Origin of the sequence: Stieleria marina, assembly GCA_007741555.1 — a bacterium.
Taxonomy (GTDB): Bacteria; Planctomycetota; Planctomycetia; order Pirellulales; family Pirellulaceae; genus K23-9.
Window position 1 is genome coordinate 4,749,911 of the sequence record CP036526.1, and the last position, 17,692, is coordinate 4,767,602.

Below are 17,692 nucleotides of genomic sequence, written 5' to 3' on the forward strand. Positions count from 1 at the left end.
TTAGTCGTCATCGGGCCCGCGTCACTTCTTGCGGATGCCCGCAAGTTCATACAGACTCGCCCACCCCGTCGCGTTGAGCACAAAGCATGCCCAGGTTCTCGACCAATTCGTTGGGGTCGACCGGCTTGACCATGTGAGCATTGAATCCGGATGCAAGCGCTTTTTCACGATCTTCGGCTCGACCGTAACCGGTAACGGCAACCAAAAGAATGTCTTTGCCGACCTCGCTCTTACGAACCAACTTTGCGACTTCGTAGCCATCGATGTCCGGCAACCCGATGTCGACCACTGCGATCTCCGGTTTGAATTCACGCAATTTTTCCAACCCTTCTTTGGCGTCCGCCGCATCGGCTATTTCCAGTCCTTTCAGCTGCAACGAACGCGCCAGCATGCGTCGAATTCCGGCATTGTCCTCGATCAACAACAACCTTCTGCCATCAAGCAAATGGGGCTGAGGGACTTTTGCAACCGCCGGGGTATCGCTACTCAACGGAAGGCGCAGTTTGAACGTGCTGCCACAATCCTGGCCTTCGCTCGATAGCGAGACCGATCCATTGTGCGCCTCGGCGATCATTTTGACCAACGGCAGCCCAAGCCCCATTCCGCCTTGCGAACGATCCAACGCCTGCTCAGATTGCACAAACAAATCAAATATCGACTGTGACAATTCAGTGGAGACGCCAATCCCATCGTCGACGACGGTTAACAAAGCGTGATCGCCATCCTTAGCCAGCGTGTAATGCACCTTGCCACCGACGGGAGTGTACTTCGACGCGTTGACCAACAGGTTGACCTGAGCCTGCTGCAGTCGACCAATATCACCATCCACATACATGGGCTCATCGGGCGCGTCGACATACAGTTGCTGGGATTTTTCGTCCAATCGATGCTGAACGCATTCGGTCGCTTCCATCATGGATTTACGTAAATCCATGACCTCACAATGAAGCGTCATTTTGTCGTTTGTGATTCTGGCAACATCCAGCAAATCGTCCAACAACCCGGTAAGGTGACGCAATTGAGTCTCAGCCACTTCGCGTGCCTCGCTGGCAGTTTCGTTGTCGATACCGGTTTCACGAAGCAAGCTGTCTGCATTCAAGATCGCTGCCAGCGGGTTTCGCAATTCGTGCGACAGCATCGCCAAGAACTCGTCACGACGCTGCACAGCTTTCTGCACCTCTTCTTGTGCTCTTTTTTGTGTCGAAATATCGCGAATCACAATCGATGCCCCGTTGGATTCGCCAGCTAATGTCACAATTGGTGAAACCGTAATCGCAACGTCAATCGCTTTGGAATTGCGGTGCGAATGTTTCATGTACAAGTGACAAAGCGGGCTTTCGGAAGTCGACTGGCGAATCGTCTCCTCCAGAACTTCGTTGCGATCGTCCGGGTGCAGAAGCGTGTTGATGCTTTTGCCTAGCACTTGATCGGCATCGTAACCGTAGATCGCGCGGGCTCCGCGGTTCCAAGTTCGGATGATGGCATCATTGTCGACGCGGAAAATTGCATCGTCCGATACATCCACGATCTCGGAGAGTTCAGCCAGTTTTTGCTCTGTCGCTTTGATGGGCGAAATATCGATCAGAGTCAGCAATACGCCATCCACGCGGCCGCGTGAAGTGTAGGGTAGCAAACGCATCAGGAACCATCCGTCGCTCGTGTTTTGGACTTCCTTTTCGAGCACCTCTTCCGAATCTAAAACCGACTGGATGTCACTGACCAAATCGTCGTGCATCAAATCGTGATTAAAGGAATCAATCTTTCGACCGACGTCTTGCGGAATCAACCGAAATGTCCGCGCGATACCCAAAGTAAACTTTCGGAGCTTGAGGTGCCGATCCAAAAAGATCGTGTCGACGCGGATACTGTCCAACAGGTTTTCCATGTCGTCAGTCAACTCGGTCAGCTCCGTGATCTTCCGCTGGTGCTCCGAATTGACGGTGTAGAGTTCCTCATTGACGCTATGCAGTTCCTCGTTGGTGCTCTGCAATTCTTCGTTGGAGGCAATTAACTCCTCATTCGTGCTTTGCATCTCCTCGTTGGCGGACTTTAGTTCCCCGATCGATGCATGCAGACTTTGCCGCGTATCACGCAGTTCTTCTTCCAACGTCGACACTCGTTCGACACTCGCCATATCGCTATCGAGCACGGTCACCTCGGGATCCGGCAACGTGATATCGGAATCGTCGAAGGAAATCAAAAAATTCATTCTCCCTGATTTCCGCCCCGCAATCGGATGAATCGTGACGCGATAAACTTTCGCTTCACCGGCAATTTCACATTGCAGACCTGCGTAAACAATCTGCTCCTTTTCGTCTTTGCATCGCTTCATGCCATTGGCCACTGCGATTCGAAAAGAATCGGGCAGCATTTGCAAAACATCTTTCGTCGGACGACCTTCCCGAATGGACAGGAACTTGCTTGCCCCGGCGAAAACATGAACAATCTCTGACAATTCATTCACCAACAAACTGGGCCCAATGAATTGGTCAATCAATTGGGCATAGGTATCAACCAACACATTGCTGTCATCGCGTTCAAACTCTACTCGCGGACGAGCCAAGTTCCGCGGCGTGCTCATTTGTATATTTAGATGAGACGGTTTTGCATTTCCTATTTTTCGATAGAAACGCCATTTTTCGTTGGTCACCTGAAACTCATTTGCCAAGTCTCCAATCGTTTCGCTGGGACCTAGAAACAACACGCCGGCGTCGTTCAACGCAAAATTGAACAGCGATAGAATTTTCTTCTGTGCGGGTGGTTTTAAGTAAATCAACAAGTTACGACAGCAGACCAAATCCAACGCGGTAAAGGGCGCGTCGAGCAAAACGTTGTGCTCGGCAAAGACAACCATCTTTCGGATGTGGCGACAAACATGAAAGCCGTCACCACTTTCGCGAAAATAATGTTTCACTCGATCCGCCGTGACGTTCGCGATGCTAGACGGCGGGTATTCGCCGCGGCTAGCGACATCGATCGAACGCTTGTGCGCATCGGTCGCAAAAATCTTTACTTCTAATTCCAGTCCGAATTCTTGCATACACTCGTCGACCAACATGGCAAGAGAATACGCCTCTTCACCCGTCGCGGTAGGCGCGACCCAAGCACGAAAAACACCCGATTCCGCTTTTGCCATCAGCAGATCCGGCAACACCGATTGACGCAAAACTTCGAACGCACTTGCATCGCGAAAGAACTCTGTCACACCAATCAGCAGGTCCGAAAAAAGTCGGTTCAGTTCATCTGGATTCTGATCTAAACCATTGAGATAGTCTTTGATGTTGGCATGGTTGTCTCCCGACAGCATTAGCCGACGTTCGATCCGTCGCTTGATCATCGAACCTTTGTACTGCGAAAAATCGATGGCAAATCGTTTTCGCAACTGCGACAGAATCTGGCCGACGTGATCATCGAATTCTTCAACGACCACGTTCTGAGAATCAGTCGTCCGCAGATAGTTATTCAAACGTTCTAAGACGTCCGGAATTTCATCGACGGCAACGACCGCATCGGCAATCCCGGAGTCCGTGGCGGCTCGCGGCATCCCGTTGAACTTAGCGGAATTCTCGCTCTGTACGATGACGTAGCCACCGGCTTCATGGACGTCCATCACGCCGGTCGAACCATCGCTGCCAGTCCCAGAGAGCACCACGGCGACAGCCCGGTGCCGAAAGTCTTGCGCAAGCGACCGAAAGAACTGATCGATCGTCGAAGTCCCGGAACTCTTCGCGGGACGATCTTTCAGTCGGAGCGTACTGCCCGACAGAATGATTTCCTTTCCGGCCGGAAGCACATAAATATGATTCGGCTTGATCACGTCCCCATCAACGGCGCTGGATACCGGAATTTCCGTTCGCCGAGCGATAATCTGAGGCATCAAGCTTTCGAAGTTGGGAGCGAGATGCTGCACCACGACGATCGCTAGATTAGGACGCGGCGGCAGCACCGAGAAAAACGCTTCGAGCGCCTCGACGCCTCCCGCGGACGCTCCCATGCCGACCACCAGAAACTCGTCCTGAGTAAGTAGCTTGGTCTTTGAACTGCTAGTGCTAGAGCCATCCATAATTGATTTCAGTTAGAGTTTTTCTCAAGCGGATGCAGAAGGTTTCGATTGAACATTTTCACCGCTGACCTTGCCATCGTTCTTCGCTGCTTCGGCTTTCATCTGCGTATCAGTCACATCGATAATACTGATGATCACGCCGCTGACCTTGTCGCGTTTGCGAAATGGCGACACTTCAATCGAAATCAGATGGTCATCCTGATGACGAGTGTTCACGTGATACAGCACACCGCTACTCATCACTTCGCGCACGTGTCCAAAGAAGTTATCCATTTTGACCCGCGGCGCAAAATTGGAAAGCTGCCGGCCCACGTCATGTTCAAGTAGATTGAAGTAGCGATCTGACGCCCTGGTAAATTTGCGAATTCGCAAATTGTCGTCCAACAGGATCAATCCAACTCGTGTGCTATTGAACAGGTTATCGAAATCTTCGGTCACCTCCTGCAACTCTAACACTTTGCGTTGGTGTTCAATGTTAACGGTGTGCAATTCTTCGTTAACGCTTTGCAACTCTTCGTTGGTTGCTTGCAATTCCTCGTTCGACGCAATCATTTCCTCATTTGTCGATTGCATCTCCTCATTGTTTGCTTCCAATTCATGGATTGACGCGCCCAATGTTTCGCGTGTCATCGCAAGTTCGCGCCGCAGGGTCGCGATCAATTTTCTGTCGTCATCGACTTCGGACGGCTGCTCCCTGCTGCCATCGCCTGCTGAGTCGCCAGCCGGCGTGTCAGTCTTGTCCGACAAATTCTCGAACTGCAGTAGAACCACAGGTCCCAATGCCGACGTCGTGTGGTATCCGGTAGCGGTAATGGTCGTCAGCCGCTGCTTTCCAAGTACATTCAGCATCAGATCATTCGCGACAAACGGGACCTGCATCGTATCGCGTGCTTGGGCAATCACGGTATAGATCGCGGCTTGCTCGGCACCATGAAAAGCGTCGACCAGATTCACACCTTCGCGACGATGACTTAACGGCAAATAATCGCCTGCTTGGCCGTAAATTTCCAAGATTGCGTGACTGCCGTCCACCATGATCGTGCATTGCATCATGCCACTAAGCACTTCGCTTGAAATGCTTGGCCCAACCATCCCCTTGGACTCAGCTTTCACCAAATCATAGGTCGCCGACGATGGCGTCGGCGGCGGCGATGAGGTAGTCGCCGACGCACGCGATATCGATGAACTGGGACGGTGCGTAAGTCGCACGCGGGCATTCTTTCGGAACAGCCGCCAGCCTTTGTGCAGAACGTCAAAACCGTCCGATAGTCTTCCCAATGTCTCGCTGGGCCCCAGCATCATCAATCCGTTCGACTTGAGCGCGAACCGAAAGCTGGAAATCGCCGCAAACTGAGCTTCATCTTGAAGATAAATCAACAAGTTTCGGCATGTCACCAAATCCATATTGGTAAATGGTGGATCATGCACCACGTTTTGACGGGCAAACACCAAATGATTTCTCAGTTCAGGCCGCACTCTGAAACTGCTGCCGCCGACTTTTTCAAAAAACTGCTGCTTTTGCTCACCCGAGAGGGCGTCCAAAACGCCTTCTTCGTACAGACCGCGCGCAGCGTGGTCCAAACTGAGATCATGGACATCCGTCGCAAACACTTTAAAACGCGCCGGTAGCCTTCTTTCGTTGTACAACTCCGTCAGAACAATGGCGATCGAGTAGGCTTCTTCGCCCGACGCACAACCGGCACACCAAATCCGCAAGGACTCTCCGTCTTCATTTGCTCCGATCAGGTTCCCTAATTCTTCTTTGAGCAATTCGTAGGCATCACGATCGCGAAAGAAAGAGGTCACACCAATCAAGAGATCGTGGTACAGATTCGACAGTTCTTGCTGATCTGCCTGAAGCACTTCGACATACTCTCGCAGCCCCCGGTACCGGCTCAATGCGAGTCGTCGGTCGATTCGTCGCGAAACGGTAGTCGGTTTGTAATGCGAAAAGTCAATCTCGTAGGCTTCCGCCAGCAAGGAAAAAATCACTTGCACCAGATTGTCATCGACCAGCTCGACCTCCCTCGCTTTAACCGGAGCTTCGACCGGCACCGATCCGTGTTCACGTATCAAATGTGCGATCGCGGGCGGGCTTAGGATGTAGTCCACCATGCCAGTGGCGATGGCGTTTTTTGGCATTCCATCGAACTGGGCTGTATCGACTGACTGCACGATGGTCAGGCCCATGTGATCGCGAACCGCCTTGATGCCTTCGGCTCCATCACTCCCGGTGCCTGACAAGACGACAGCGACCACGTCGGCCCCATATTCATTCGCCACCGATCGAAACATCGCATTAATCGGCAGTCGCAACGCCGACGGATCAAACGGCCGCAACACAAATTCGTGATCTACGACTTCGACGTCCATCCGGGCAGGATTCAGATAAACCGTATTTGGCTGCAGCTCCATGCCGTCATCGGCAACTTTGATCTCCATTTCCGTGTGGCGTGCCAGCAGTTCGTCCATCACGCTGTCAAAATCCGGCGACAGGTGTTGGACAACGACAAAGGTCATGCCGGCATCGGTCGGCAGCAGTCCAAAGAGTTCCTGCAACGGACTCAGCCCACCTGCAGACGCACCAACGACCACGATGACTCGGCGCTCGCGATCGGCTTTGGCGTCTTCGTATCCGGAGGGATTGTCGGTGACTGATTTCATTTCACTGGAACTTACTGACCTTGAGTGGCTACGTTCTTAACTTCAATCTCATCAGACTTTGATCCACGGAGGGATCGAATTGGTCGCGACCTATGGCAGCAATTCCTTAATCTTCGCGGTGCACCGGTAGCGTAAATGAAACCGTCGTCCCGACACCGACATCCGATGTCAGCCAAATTCGGCCGCCATGGCGAGTGACGATACGTCGCGCGATCGCTAACCCGATCCCGCGCCCTGCGACGTTTGGCTTAAAACCTAGACGCCGAAAAATCGTAAACACACTATCTCGGTGGTCATCGTCGATCCCGATGCCATTGTCAGCGACGGAGAACTCCCAGAATTCACCCTGGCGACTGCAGACGACTTTGATATGAGGTCGTCGCGAACTGCAATATTGAATCGCATTGTCGACCAAGTTGAACAACAGCCGATGCAGTTGCTTTTTGTCGCCAAAAACATTGGGCAATTCGCTATGTTCGATGACGGCACGATGCCGCTGGATCGCGTCGCGCTGTTTATCCAAAACGTCATTTACGATCGTCGACATATCCACGACGTCGTATTCGATTGTCTCGGTGTTGACTCGGGAATACTCAAGTAAACACTCGATCAACCGGCGGACCGACAGCGAACTGCTTTGCAGGACATCGAGCGATTTCTGAATCAATTCGGAATTGTGGCCACCTAGTTCCTCGGAAATGATTTCGCAGTAGTCGTAGATGTGACGTAGCGGCGTCTGTAAATCGTGCGACACCGCGTAGGCAAACGATGGCAATTCTTCTGTGATCGTCGTCAGAGAAACCATCGCCTCGGCTTCGCGAAGCGCCGTGATATCCGTCAGCGTCAACACGATTCCATCGACACGACCATCGTCACATCGATACGGTTGGATCCGCTGAAGGAAGACTCGCCCCCCTTTCGCTTTGACTTCCACCGAAACCGGGTTTTCCGATGCAAGGACGCTTGCGACCTCTGTCAACAAATTGGGGTTATCCAATTTGTAAGCGATGTGGTCGATCGGTCGCCCGATATCTTGCTGCATCACATTAAAGGCGGACGAAATCGCTGGCGTGAACATGCGGATGTGAAAGTTCCGATCCAAAAAGATCGTTCCGATCTGCGTGCTCTTAAGCAGATTGTCCATGTCACTGGTCAATTGCGTCAGTTCTTCGATCTTCTGCTTGTGTTCTGCGTTGACCGTGTATAGCTCTTCGTTGACGCTATGCAATTCTTCGTTGGTCGACTGCAATTCTTCGTTGGACGCAACCAGTTCTTCGTTCGTCGACTGCAGCTCTTCGTTGCTAGACTCCAACTCTTCGACAGTCGTCTGCAACGTTTCGCGGGTGTACGCCAATTCGCGTTCCAAGTGCGAAATTTGGTCCGACGAGTCATCCGAAACGACAAACACGGTTCCTTCATCCGCCGCCGACGGGAGGATCTCGGTCTCCTCCATGCAGATCAGAAACACTTCTTCGCGAGACTTTTTGTACGGCTCGACGACCACCGTGTACATGCGATCTTCTTCGCCCTCGACGCGTGCTCGAACTCCTTTGTAAACGATCCGATCCAATTCTTGGGTGGCCTTGTGAAGTGCCGCGCTTACAGCCACTCGCAAATCACCCTGAATCAATTTCAGCACATCCAGCGTCGGTTTGCCTTCGGGCTGGACCAGCAACTTTCGAGCATCCCCAAATGAGTGCAGCAATTCAAAGAAGCGATTGACCAACAAGCTGGGTGGAACGTACTTGCGAAGCAAATCTTCGTGGACATTCGAAACCACCAAACCGCCCGCTGTCGCAGGAGCGGTGGCAACGAACGGAGGCGATTTGTCGTGAACAATTTTCGACAGCACCGGCGTCAGCGGCATGCGTGACGCATCGGGCAATCGAATGTCGCGGCGTTTTTGATAGATCCTCCAGTGACGATCGATGGGCTCAAATTCGCTCTCCAGATCCGAAAGCGTCTCGCTTGGCCCCAGCATCAATGTGCCGCCGGTTCGCAAGCCAAAGTGGAACAGCGACAGAATTCGTTTTTGAATCTTCTGCTCCAAGTAGATCAGCACGTTTCGGCAACTGATCATGTCGATCTTGGTAAACGGAGGATCTTTGGTCAAATCGTTGGCGGCAAAAATGACGTTCAATCGCAAGTCGCGTTTGATGTGCGCAAGACCATTGCCAACATTGAAATACCGTGATCGAAATTCTTCCGGAACGTGCATCAACGCGGCTTCGGGATACACAGCCGTGCTGGCGGTTTCCAACGATTGCGTGTGCACGTCCGTGGCAAACACCTTGAAACCCTGGCTGCTTTTCGCATTCAACAGCGCGTCGTGAAAAAGCATGGCCAACGAAAACGCTTCTTCGCCCGTCGCACAACCAGCCACCCAAACCCGTAACTCGCGTTCGCCTTTGGAGTCCGCGACGATCTTGGGAACAATTTCGTCTCGCAGTACCTGGAACGCATCTGGATCACGAAAAAACTGTGTCACTTCGACCAGCAAGTCACGATACAACGATTCCATTTCCTCCCGGTCCGTTTCGATCAACCGGGCATATTCGCCGACATCCTTCAACTGCAACATGGTCATCCGACGTTCGATGCGTCGGTTGATCGTGGCCGCTTTGTAAAGTGAAAAATCGATTCCGAACTCATGCCGAAACAGACGAAAAATCGCGCTGATCGCATTCTCGCTGGTCGTCGGGTCGATCTCTTCTTCGGTCGACAGCGTATCGCGATCCGGGTTGGTCACGTACTCCAAGATTTTTGATGGCATCGATTCCGGAGCACAAATCAGGTGAGCGCGCCCGGTCGCGACCGCGGCTCGTGGCATTCCATCAAATCCTGACGTGTCGGTGCTCTGGGCAATGACCAGTCCGCCCGCATCACTGACGTCAATCAGCCCGCGTGATCCGTCGCTGCCCGTTCCGGAAAGGACAATGCAAACCGATTTTTCAGCCGCCTCCATCCCCAACGAGCGAAAGAAAATATCGATCGGCAAATTAAGTCCGCGATGCGTGTCTTGGTCGCTCAACAACAGCTTGCCGTTTGACAAAGCCATGTTCTGTTCCGGCGGAATCAGATAGATCGAATTCCGCTCGACTTGCAATCGGTCGGTGACCTTGTGAATCGCCATCGTCGTGTGACGCGCCAGTAGCTCGTCCATCAACGATTTGAAGTCTGGCGACAGATGCTGGACGATTACAAACGCCAATCCGCTATCGGGCGGCATATGATCAAAGAACGTTTCAATCGCCTGAAGCCCACCCGCCGAAGCACCAATTCCAACGATATAACTTGGCGTCAAGTCATCGTCTGACTTTTCTGAAGATTCGGGTGTTTGATTCACGATAAATTGATCAACGAAGGACAGTTCGCTGACGCTTTTAAAAAAGGGACAAGATAAGTCGCGAGCAAACGATTAATCGCGTCGGCCTGCTAGCCGCCAGTTGCCAATCGAAAATTCATTATTAACATCTTACCAAGCCGCCAACACCCATCATCGGTGCAGAGTTTCTGCCGAAAGTGTTGCACCGTTTTCTTAGCGGGCGACTTGGAAATCGTACGTTTTGGTAGTCTGCAATTTGACCGGACGGTTTCGCTGCGTGATTTAGTTGGCGTAGTGATAAGACTGACGATGTCTTTGGTGTGACACCACAACGACCTCGCGGTGAAACCGTATTCTGCATCGTCGATCAAACCGATCCATTCCAACCAAATGCAGCACCACACAGGTGCTGACCGAGTGACCGGAGATGTCTAAAGACAGAAGAATTATTCAGTCGCTTTTCGCCCCCGGAATCACCCGCACAAAGCAGACCACTTTGCTGTCAAAGCTTAGCAAATTGCGAAAGGAAATGCGAGAAGGCGAAACGTCATCCGACGGCGATTGCACCATGCCAATTCAGATCGCTTCGCATGGCGAACTTGATTTCGATCGCGCTGCTTTTTGCTTGTCTTGGCTGGGAATAGAATATCCAACCTGCCACTCAAAATGGCTCCCTAAAACCGGCCTAAACGCACAGCCCGCACGCAAAAGCAGTGCTTCGCGACACGCTAAGAAAACACGATGCGATGACGCGGGCGCCGGCAAACCGAACCGATCGGCTTCGGTTTCTTCAATGTCACGGTTGCTAGGGTAAAACCCTCACCAACGGAAAAGCGACCGTCTCGCTTGCCGCCGTTGACGGATCGCGGATTCGCTCTGCTGTGTTTTCAATTCGATAAAAAGCTACGCAGCAACCGTTCGGCAATTGCTTTGGATGGCTGTGGCCAATTCTTCCGGGTTCAGCGGCTTTTGAAACCATGCGTTGACGCCATTTGGTCCGACTTCGACATCCGATTCTGCTTCACCGATCCCGCTGACCGCAAACACCGTCAAGTCATCCAACCGATTGGTTTCGCGGATTTGGCCGATCGTCCAACGTCCGTCAAACTCAGGCATTGTCATGTCTAACAAAACGACATCTGGATCGCAGAAAGACATTTTCGAGAGCGCCTCTTGGCCGTTGCTAGCCGTCGTCACTTCAAAGCCCCGGATCTTCAAATAGCTAGCCAGCAGCCGAGCCTCGTTGTCATTGTCGTCGACCAACAAGGCACGCAGTTGAGCGTCGCTGCTCGGGCCACCTTCAAGTTTTTTGGTGTGCGAATCGATTTCCTTCAGTCGTCCAATCAGTTCGCCCACAACCGCTTCCTGAGCGGGACAACCATTTTCCTGAGTCAGGGCCTGCAGCTGGTTGAGGGTTCCCGCTGCGTCCATGAACTGAGCTCGCAGTTGCGCCGACATTTCCGCCAATGTGGGTGTCGGTGGCACGAGCGTTTGAAAACGTCGATAACTGGCAGCTGGATTCTGCTGCGAAATTTCGCCGCGAAGAACTTGGATATCGCGTGGTGCGTTGATTCCGATTCGCACTGTCTTGGAGGAACATCGAAGAACCTCAACACAAATTCCTAAAGCAGGAAATTCGACTGTTTCACTGGCGCGGCGTGATAGAACTAACATGTTTCTCGGTCTCCATACTGAGTAAATCCGGCCCAATGCTTTTCCGAAGCATCTTGGCCTATTGAACTGGACAGACGAACCTTCCCCTTGGGCCATTTTTTCCAAAGAGGGCGGTTCGCAGCTAAGAACGCGCGACGTCCAGCCGAACAATGCACTTTGCATTGCTAAAGATTCATTCCTACACGAGAATCACTGCGAGCCTTTACATTGAGCCAAAATTGGTCTTGCGACAATACAGATTCACTGCACGCAGAAATTGTTTCGAATAATTTTTCCCATACGCCACACTAGACCTGCGGGTTACCGCACCTGAGTGCGTGGTGCATGCAGTCAGTCATCGATCCAGAGTGCCTAACCGCTAAATGCAGCAGCACGCGATCCCGAAAAAGCTTCAGCGAGTGCCTCAGCGCCCCCTCGCCAGAAACAGAGCCAAACAAAAACCGCACCCCCCCGCCAGCGTTTCCCAACCAGCGACTTACAGCCGCCCTGAGCCAGTCCTTTAAACACTTTTCTTGAGTCGCTGTGACTCGATTTCCTCAAACGTATAGACGCGTCCTTTGCCGGCACCGGGACATACCTCGCAGGTTTCTTTCCAGGTTTTCTTTTTCAGGACGGTCGAGTCCCAAAACGGCCAAGTGCGGCATTGAATCGGCCGAGCTTGATAGACGCTGCATTTGCGAGTCTCGCGATCGAGCAAGATACAGTCCCCATCGTCGTACTCCATCAAGCTCCTGTCGCGGCCGACTTGGCGAATGTACTTGCTCTCGAAAACCGGTTGCTCCAAACCCATTTCATTCGCCATCGCTTGGATCTCTTCTTCGTTGACCCAAACGTAGCCTGGTTCGCCACTGCAACACTGACCGCACTGCGTGCATTCAAACGCTAACCCATCACGGTACCAAGGTCCCTCGTCTGACTTGGTCGCCTTGTCCGACTTCTTTTTAGACGATTGCTTTTTCTTTTCGGGCTTTGACATTTTGGTTTGTAAACGGAGACGATGAAAGGCGACGAGTTTTAGGTACCCGCGATTTCGCGAATCGCTTTTGTGGCAGCTTCGATTTCGCCATCGGGCGTGTGCGACGACGCGCTAATGCGAAGTGTACCACCAGTTGGATTGCCCAAGAAATCCTGGATCTTGGCCGCGCAATGAAAACCGGCTCGCGTTTCGATTCCAAACTCGGCATCCAATATCGCTGCGACATCGCTCGCCGGCAGACCATCGATCGACAAGCTTGCCACCGGCAATGGCCCGGCGATGGAATGGACGGTCACCATGCCGGCAGACGAGATGCCGTCAGATGAAATGCCTTCGTGCAGCAACTGAGAAAGAGCCGACAAACGCGATCGCTGTTGCTGCTGATCGGATTCCAACGTCGACTGCGCCGCGACGGCCAGTCCAGCGATCGCAGGCACATTCAGATTGCCGGCTTCGAGTTTGTCGGGATACCGGGATGGCATTTCCAGCGATTCACTGTGGCTGCCGGTGCCGCCAAAGATGGTCGGACGAATCGCAGCGTGCAAATCGCTAGCCAAATACAGCAGCCCCGTGCCGAGTGGTCCACCGATCGCCTTATGTCCGGGACTGGCCAGTGCGTCACACTGGACGTCCATCACATCGATCGGCAAGTGCCCCAGCGTCTGCGCCGCATCGACGACAAACAGGGTTGACGTCTCGGCAAGCGTTTGGCCGATCGTTTCGATGGGTTGCACGGCGCCGGTCACGTTACTGGCGTGCGACAAAATCACCATTCGCGTCTGCTTGCGAACCAAATCCAACACGGCGCCGGCCGATACTTGACCGTGCGCGTCGCACTCTGCGATCGACAATTCGACGCCAGCGGTTTCGCACAGGTGCTGTAGCGGACGCAGCACGCTGTTGTGATCCGTGGCCGTCGTCACGACATGGTCGCCGGGGGAAACCAATCCAAAGATCACTGCATTCAGGGCGGCGGTTCCACTGGTGTGCAAGGAAACACAATCGCTGGACGGAACATTCAACAATTTGGCCAACGAACGCCGCGCCGACTGAATGTGCGTGCTAGCCTGCATCGACGAACGATAAGCGCCGCGGCCTGCCGACGCTCCCACGTTTCGCGCGTAGGCATCCACGGCATCCAAGACGCTTGCCTGTTTGGGCCACGACGTTGCCGCATGATCGAGATAAATTCTTGGACGATCACTCATGATGTGGGGCCATCACTTTCGATCGGATGCACCCACTGGGTTGAACCATCACTGTAGGTTTCGCGTTTCCAGATCGGTACGTCTTGTTTCAGCGTATTCATAATCCATTCGTTGGCACGAAAGGTAGCCACGCGGTGCGCGCTGCTGCATCCCAACACCACACTGGCCTGGCCGACCGGCACGTCTCCCAAACGATGCACAATGACGATGTGTTTGAGCTGGAAATCAGCCAGAGCCTTGGCAGCGAGTTTTTCGAGTTCGGATATCGCCATCGGACGATGCGCTTCGTAGGAAAGCGACTGTGTGATCTTGGTCGTGTCGCCTCGAGTCGTCTTGCGACGCGTCACACCAAAGAACCATCCGTGTGCGCCGACGTCTGGATCGCCGACATCGGTCAACAATGATTCGATATTGATCGGGCCATCCGTGATACGGACGATCATTTTACTTGATTCGGTTTCTGCAACACTCATCGATTATCCTCCGCTGACGGGCGGGATCAAAGCGATTTCGTGGCCGGCTGACACAATCGTGTCGCGCCCCACGTATTCGTTATCGATTGCCAAACGGCACGATGGCATCAAGTCGACAATGCTGGGGAGAACGCCGGCCAACGCATCCGCGACTTCACCTGCCGATGCGTCATCGGGCACTTCCACCGAGATCGAATCGCACCCGGCAGCCTCTTTGGCTGCGGCGAACAACAGAACTTTGACTTGCATAATAGACACGCAGCGAAAACGAATCAGGAAATCCCTAGTTCTTCCTGAACCTTTGGTAGACGACCATAAGCATACGCTAACACTTTCAGTGGGTGCAGGGTCTTGAATCCAGTGCCGTGTTCGATCTGCATCTTGCATGCACTGCACTCGGTTGTCGCCATCGAAACGCGGGCCGACCGCATGGCCGAAATCATCGGCCAACCGATTCGCAGACTGTTGCGATAGTTCTTTTGCTGCAATCCCCACGTCCCCGCCATGCCGGTGCAACCACCTTCGACACGCTCGATCTGCAATTCGGGAACCAAATCCATCAGCCGTGGTCCAGCCTGTTTGGGATCCAAAACTCGCAAATGACACGGTTGGTGATACGCCAATTGCAACGGCACCGGATTGAATTCGGTATTGAGCCGTTCGCCTTCGTGAAGCGACAGCAGATACTCGCACGCCTCCATCGAATTCCGAGCCACCAAGTGCGCGTCTTCGTCGTCCAACAAATTCGGGTACTCGTGGCGCAAACAAAGGGCTGCCGCCGGTTCGGTGGCAACCACGGTGTAGCCCTGACGAACCGCATCAGCCAATAGACGCACATTCTTTCTGGCGATACGGCGTGCCCCCTTCAAGTCGCCCGACGCGATGCGTGGCATGCCGCTGGAATACTGCGCCGTTGGCACATAAAGTCCGATACTGTTTTGCTGCAAAATTTCCGCCAACGCTCGGCCGATATCCGGGGCGTGATAATTGGCGTAGTGGTCCACAAAGTAAACGACTTTTAATCCTCCCTGCGGATTCAGTTTGGTCCATCGTCGCCGCGCGGCGTAACGCATGAACGACGTCCCCGCGATCGGAGGCAATTCACGAGCCTGAGACAGGCCAAAAAGTCGTTCGCCAAACCAGCGGGCGACCGGACTCCGCATCAGCACGTTTGCGAACCAAGGAACTCGCGACGCGATCGCCGCAAGCGTATCGATCCGGCAAAGCAAGATGTCCGAAAGCGGCAAGCCGTTGGTCGCGACGTACTGGGCTTTCAGCTCGCCTGCGATTTTTGGGATGTCCACCGACGCAGGACACTCGACGCGGCATTGGTGACAGTTAAAACACAAGTCCGCGATGGCTTTGGCACGATCGCCGGCCAAGTCGTCCACGGTCAACGCACCGCTAAGTACGCCGCGCAGGAGATTGGCTTTCGCGCGCGGAGAAGCTTCTTCTGCCGGATGAGCCCGAAAAACAGGACACTGACGTTCTCGCGGATCCGACGCACGGCAACGTCCGCAACCGTTGCACGCACGCGTGACTTCGCTGACCGTTGCGTTGGGCGGCCAGTGCTGCAAAACTTGCAACTGGGGAACAGACTGCCCGGCATCGTGCGCTCGTTGAACAATCTGTTTGTCAGCCGCCAATAAAACGCGGTTGTCCGAAACAATCTCGATCGTCTGGTTTGCAGGTCGCAGATTTTCGTTGGGCTTTTGCAAAACCGCGCCGAACAATTTCCCGGGATTCATGCGATGATGCGGGTCAAACAATCGTTTTGCTTGGCCCATCGCTTGCCAGATTTCGCCAAACTGTTCTCGCAGCAAATAACTGCGACTGAGTCCCGCCGCGCGTAACGCACCAATCTGGCCACCGTGCTGCATGACGACTTCGGCAATCTGCTGCGACAAGTCCAACAAACGCCCACGATCCGCGGTGTCGCCTAAATTCAAGAACGGCAAGACTTGCAAATGCCCGTGTCCGGCGTGAGCGAAAAACGTCGCTGTCGATTGGTTTTTCTGCAACGTTTCCTGGATCGCCACCAACGCGGTCGGCAATTGCTCAGGTGGCAGCCACAAGTCTTCTGTAAATGGCAACGGCGAATCGGTACCGGGAATGCGAGCCAACCGCAGCATCACTCGGCGGCTAATCGACCAGTACAGGTCTCGCTGGTTTTGGTCGACGGTAGTGACCGATGCAAACGCTCCCATCGGTCCATCGGTGACGTGATCCTTGACGACCTTCAATCGGTCATTTAATTCGTCAACCGATTCTCCCTGCAGTTCCAACAACAGCATCGCTTCGGCTTCACGCGGAAGCACGTCGGCGAGTTCGCTTTCAGTTTCTCGAGCAATCTGAAGCAACCGGCGGTCCATCAGATCGCAAGCGACTAGCCCATGGCGATTGAGTTCGACGGAGGTTCGAGCGGCCGAATCCAAACGTCTGAAAAACGCCAAGACCACGCCACGATGCGTCGGGATGGATTCGGTACGTAGCGTCGCGCTGAGAACAATGCCCAGCGTTCCTTGCGTGCCCACCATGAACTTTGCCAAATCGACTTGGCCGCGTGCGTCGACCACGTCATCCAACCGAATGCCGCCGCGAGACGCGGGCAGATTGGGCTGCTTGTCGAGTTCACTTTGAAAGCGTTTCTTGATCTCGACGATTCCAAGTGCCAACTTTCCCTCGGCCGTGTCATCACTGGGGCGGTGACGCGATAGCTCCAGCAACTGGCCATCGATCGTGACGACTCGCATCGACACGATGGTGTCGCGAGCCGAACCGCTTCGCAGGTAGTGGCTGCCCGACGCGTTGGTCGCCAAAACACTGCCCATCGTGGTGATGCTGCGGGTCACTGGATCAGGTCCATACCAGCGACCACGTGGGCGAAGCATTCGATTGACTTCCGCCAAAATCGCGCCGCTTTGCACGGTGATCTCTGAGGCATCGTGGTTCAGTTCGATCCGCCGCATGTAACGCGAAAAATCCAGAATGATGCCACGGCCAAGCGATTCGCCTGCGATTCCGCTACCGCTGCCGCGCGGGTGCAACGACAAATCATGCTCGCCGGCATACTTCACCGTCGCGACCACATCCGCTGCGGTCCGCGGTCGAACGATGCCAACCGGCGAAAGCTGGTAGATGCTGGCGTCTGATGCGAACAGCTGAATCGATTCGCGATCGCAAAGAACATCGCCGCCGACGATGCCTCGCAAATCGTCCTGTATCCGTTGCCGTTCTATGTCCATGCGATCTTACTCGATCGCAGCGGATCGGAGAGGTCAAGAATCTGGGAGCCAAGAAAAAGCCAAG

At 53.7% G+C, this 17,692-nt stretch carries 9 protein-coding genes; all 9 read right to left on the reverse strand.

Annotated features, from left to right (window positions below):
- Nucleotides 1-46 precede the first annotated feature (46 nt).
- Nucleotides 47-4,063: a chemotaxis protein CheB gene (locus K239x_RS16865; RefSeq protein WP_145419399.1), complete on the reverse strand. Its 4,017-nt coding sequence runs from the start codon at nucleotides 4,061-4,063 to the stop codon at nucleotides 47-49.
- Nucleotides 4,064-4,087: 24 nt separating this feature from the next.
- On the reverse strand, nucleotides 4,088-6,727 hold the full coding sequence (locus tag K239x_RS16870) for a chemotaxis protein CheB (RefSeq protein WP_145419400.1): 2,640 nt from the start codon (nucleotides 6,725-6,727) through the stop codon (nucleotides 4,088-4,090).
- Between the two features lie 106 nt (nucleotides 6,728-6,833).
- On the reverse strand, nucleotides 6,834-10,073 hold the full coding sequence (locus K239x_RS16875; RefSeq protein WP_419189067.1) for a CheR family methyltransferase: 3,240 nt from the start codon (nucleotides 10,071-10,073) through the stop codon (nucleotides 6,834-6,836).
- Nucleotides 10,074-10,955: 882 nt separating this feature from the next.
- Entirely contained in the window at nucleotides 10,956-11,726 is a 771-nt protein-coding gene (locus K239x_RS16880) for a response regulator (protein WP_419189068.1), read from the reverse strand.
- A 499-nt stretch (nucleotides 11,727-12,225) separates the two neighbouring features.
- A complete protein-coding gene (locus K239x_RS16885) occupies nucleotides 12,226-12,702 on the reverse strand; it encodes a YkgJ family cysteine cluster protein (protein ID WP_145419402.1) in 477 nt (158 codons plus the stop codon).
- Nucleotides 12,703-12,740: 38 nt separating this feature from the next.
- Nucleotides 12,741-13,910 (reverse strand): aminotransferase class V-fold PLP-dependent enzyme, encoded by a 1,170-nt coding sequence (locus tag K239x_RS16890; protein ID WP_145419403.1) that lies wholly within the window; start codon nucleotides 13,908-13,910, stop codon nucleotides 12,741-12,743.
- A complete protein-coding gene (locus tag K239x_RS16895; protein WP_419189069.1) occupies nucleotides 13,907-14,383 on the reverse strand; it encodes a molybdenum cofactor biosynthesis protein MoaE in 477 nt (158 codons plus the stop codon). The genes K239x_RS16890 and K239x_RS16895 overlap by 4 nt, the downstream gene beginning before the upstream one ends.
- 3 nt (nucleotides 14,384-14,386) lie before the next feature.
- The gene (locus K239x_RS28765; protein ID WP_419189070.1) at nucleotides 14,387-14,632 is read right to left on the reverse strand and encodes a MoaD/ThiS family protein; all 246 of its coding nucleotides are present in this window, start codon (nucleotides 14,630-14,632) and stop codon (nucleotides 14,387-14,389) included.
- A gap of 23 nt (nucleotides 14,633-14,655) precedes the next feature.
- Entirely contained in the window at nucleotides 14,656-17,628 is a 2,973-nt protein-coding gene (locus K239x_RS16905) for an anaerobic glycerol-3-phosphate dehydrogenase subunit C (RefSeq protein ID WP_145419405.1), read from the reverse strand.
- Nucleotides 17,629-17,692: the final 64 nt, after the last annotated feature.

Coding starts and splice junctions, on each gene's coding strand:
- K239x_RS16890 (WP_145419403.1), bottom strand. CDS start 13,910: ATGAGTGATCGTCCAAGAATTTATCTCGATCATGCGGCAACGTCGTGG.
- K239x_RS16880 (WP_419189068.1), bottom strand. CDS start 11,726: ATGTTAGTTCTATCACGCCGCGCCAGTGAAACAGTCGAATTTCCTGCT.
- K239x_RS16870 (WP_145419400.1), bottom strand. CDS start 6,727: ATGAAATCAGTCACCGACAATCCCTCCGGATACGAAGACGCCAAAGCC.
- K239x_RS16905 (WP_145419405.1), bottom strand. CDS start 17,628: ATGGACATAGAACGGCAACGGATACAGGACGATTTGCGAGGCATCGTC.
- K239x_RS16895 (WP_419189069.1), bottom strand. CDS start 14,383: ATGAGTGTTGCAGAAACCGAATCAAGTAAAATGATCGTCCGTATCACG.
- K239x_RS28765 (WP_419189070.1), bottom strand. CDS start 14,632: ATGCAAGTCAAAGTTCTGTTGTTCGCCGCAGCCAAAGAGGCTGCCGGG.
- K239x_RS16885 (WP_145419402.1), bottom strand. CDS start 12,702: ATGTCAAAGCCCGAAAAGAAAAAGCAATCGTCTAAAAAGAAGTCGGAC.
- K239x_RS16865 (WP_145419399.1), bottom strand. CDS start 4,063: ATGGATGGCTCTAGCACTAGCAGTTCAAAGACCAAGCTACTTACTCAG.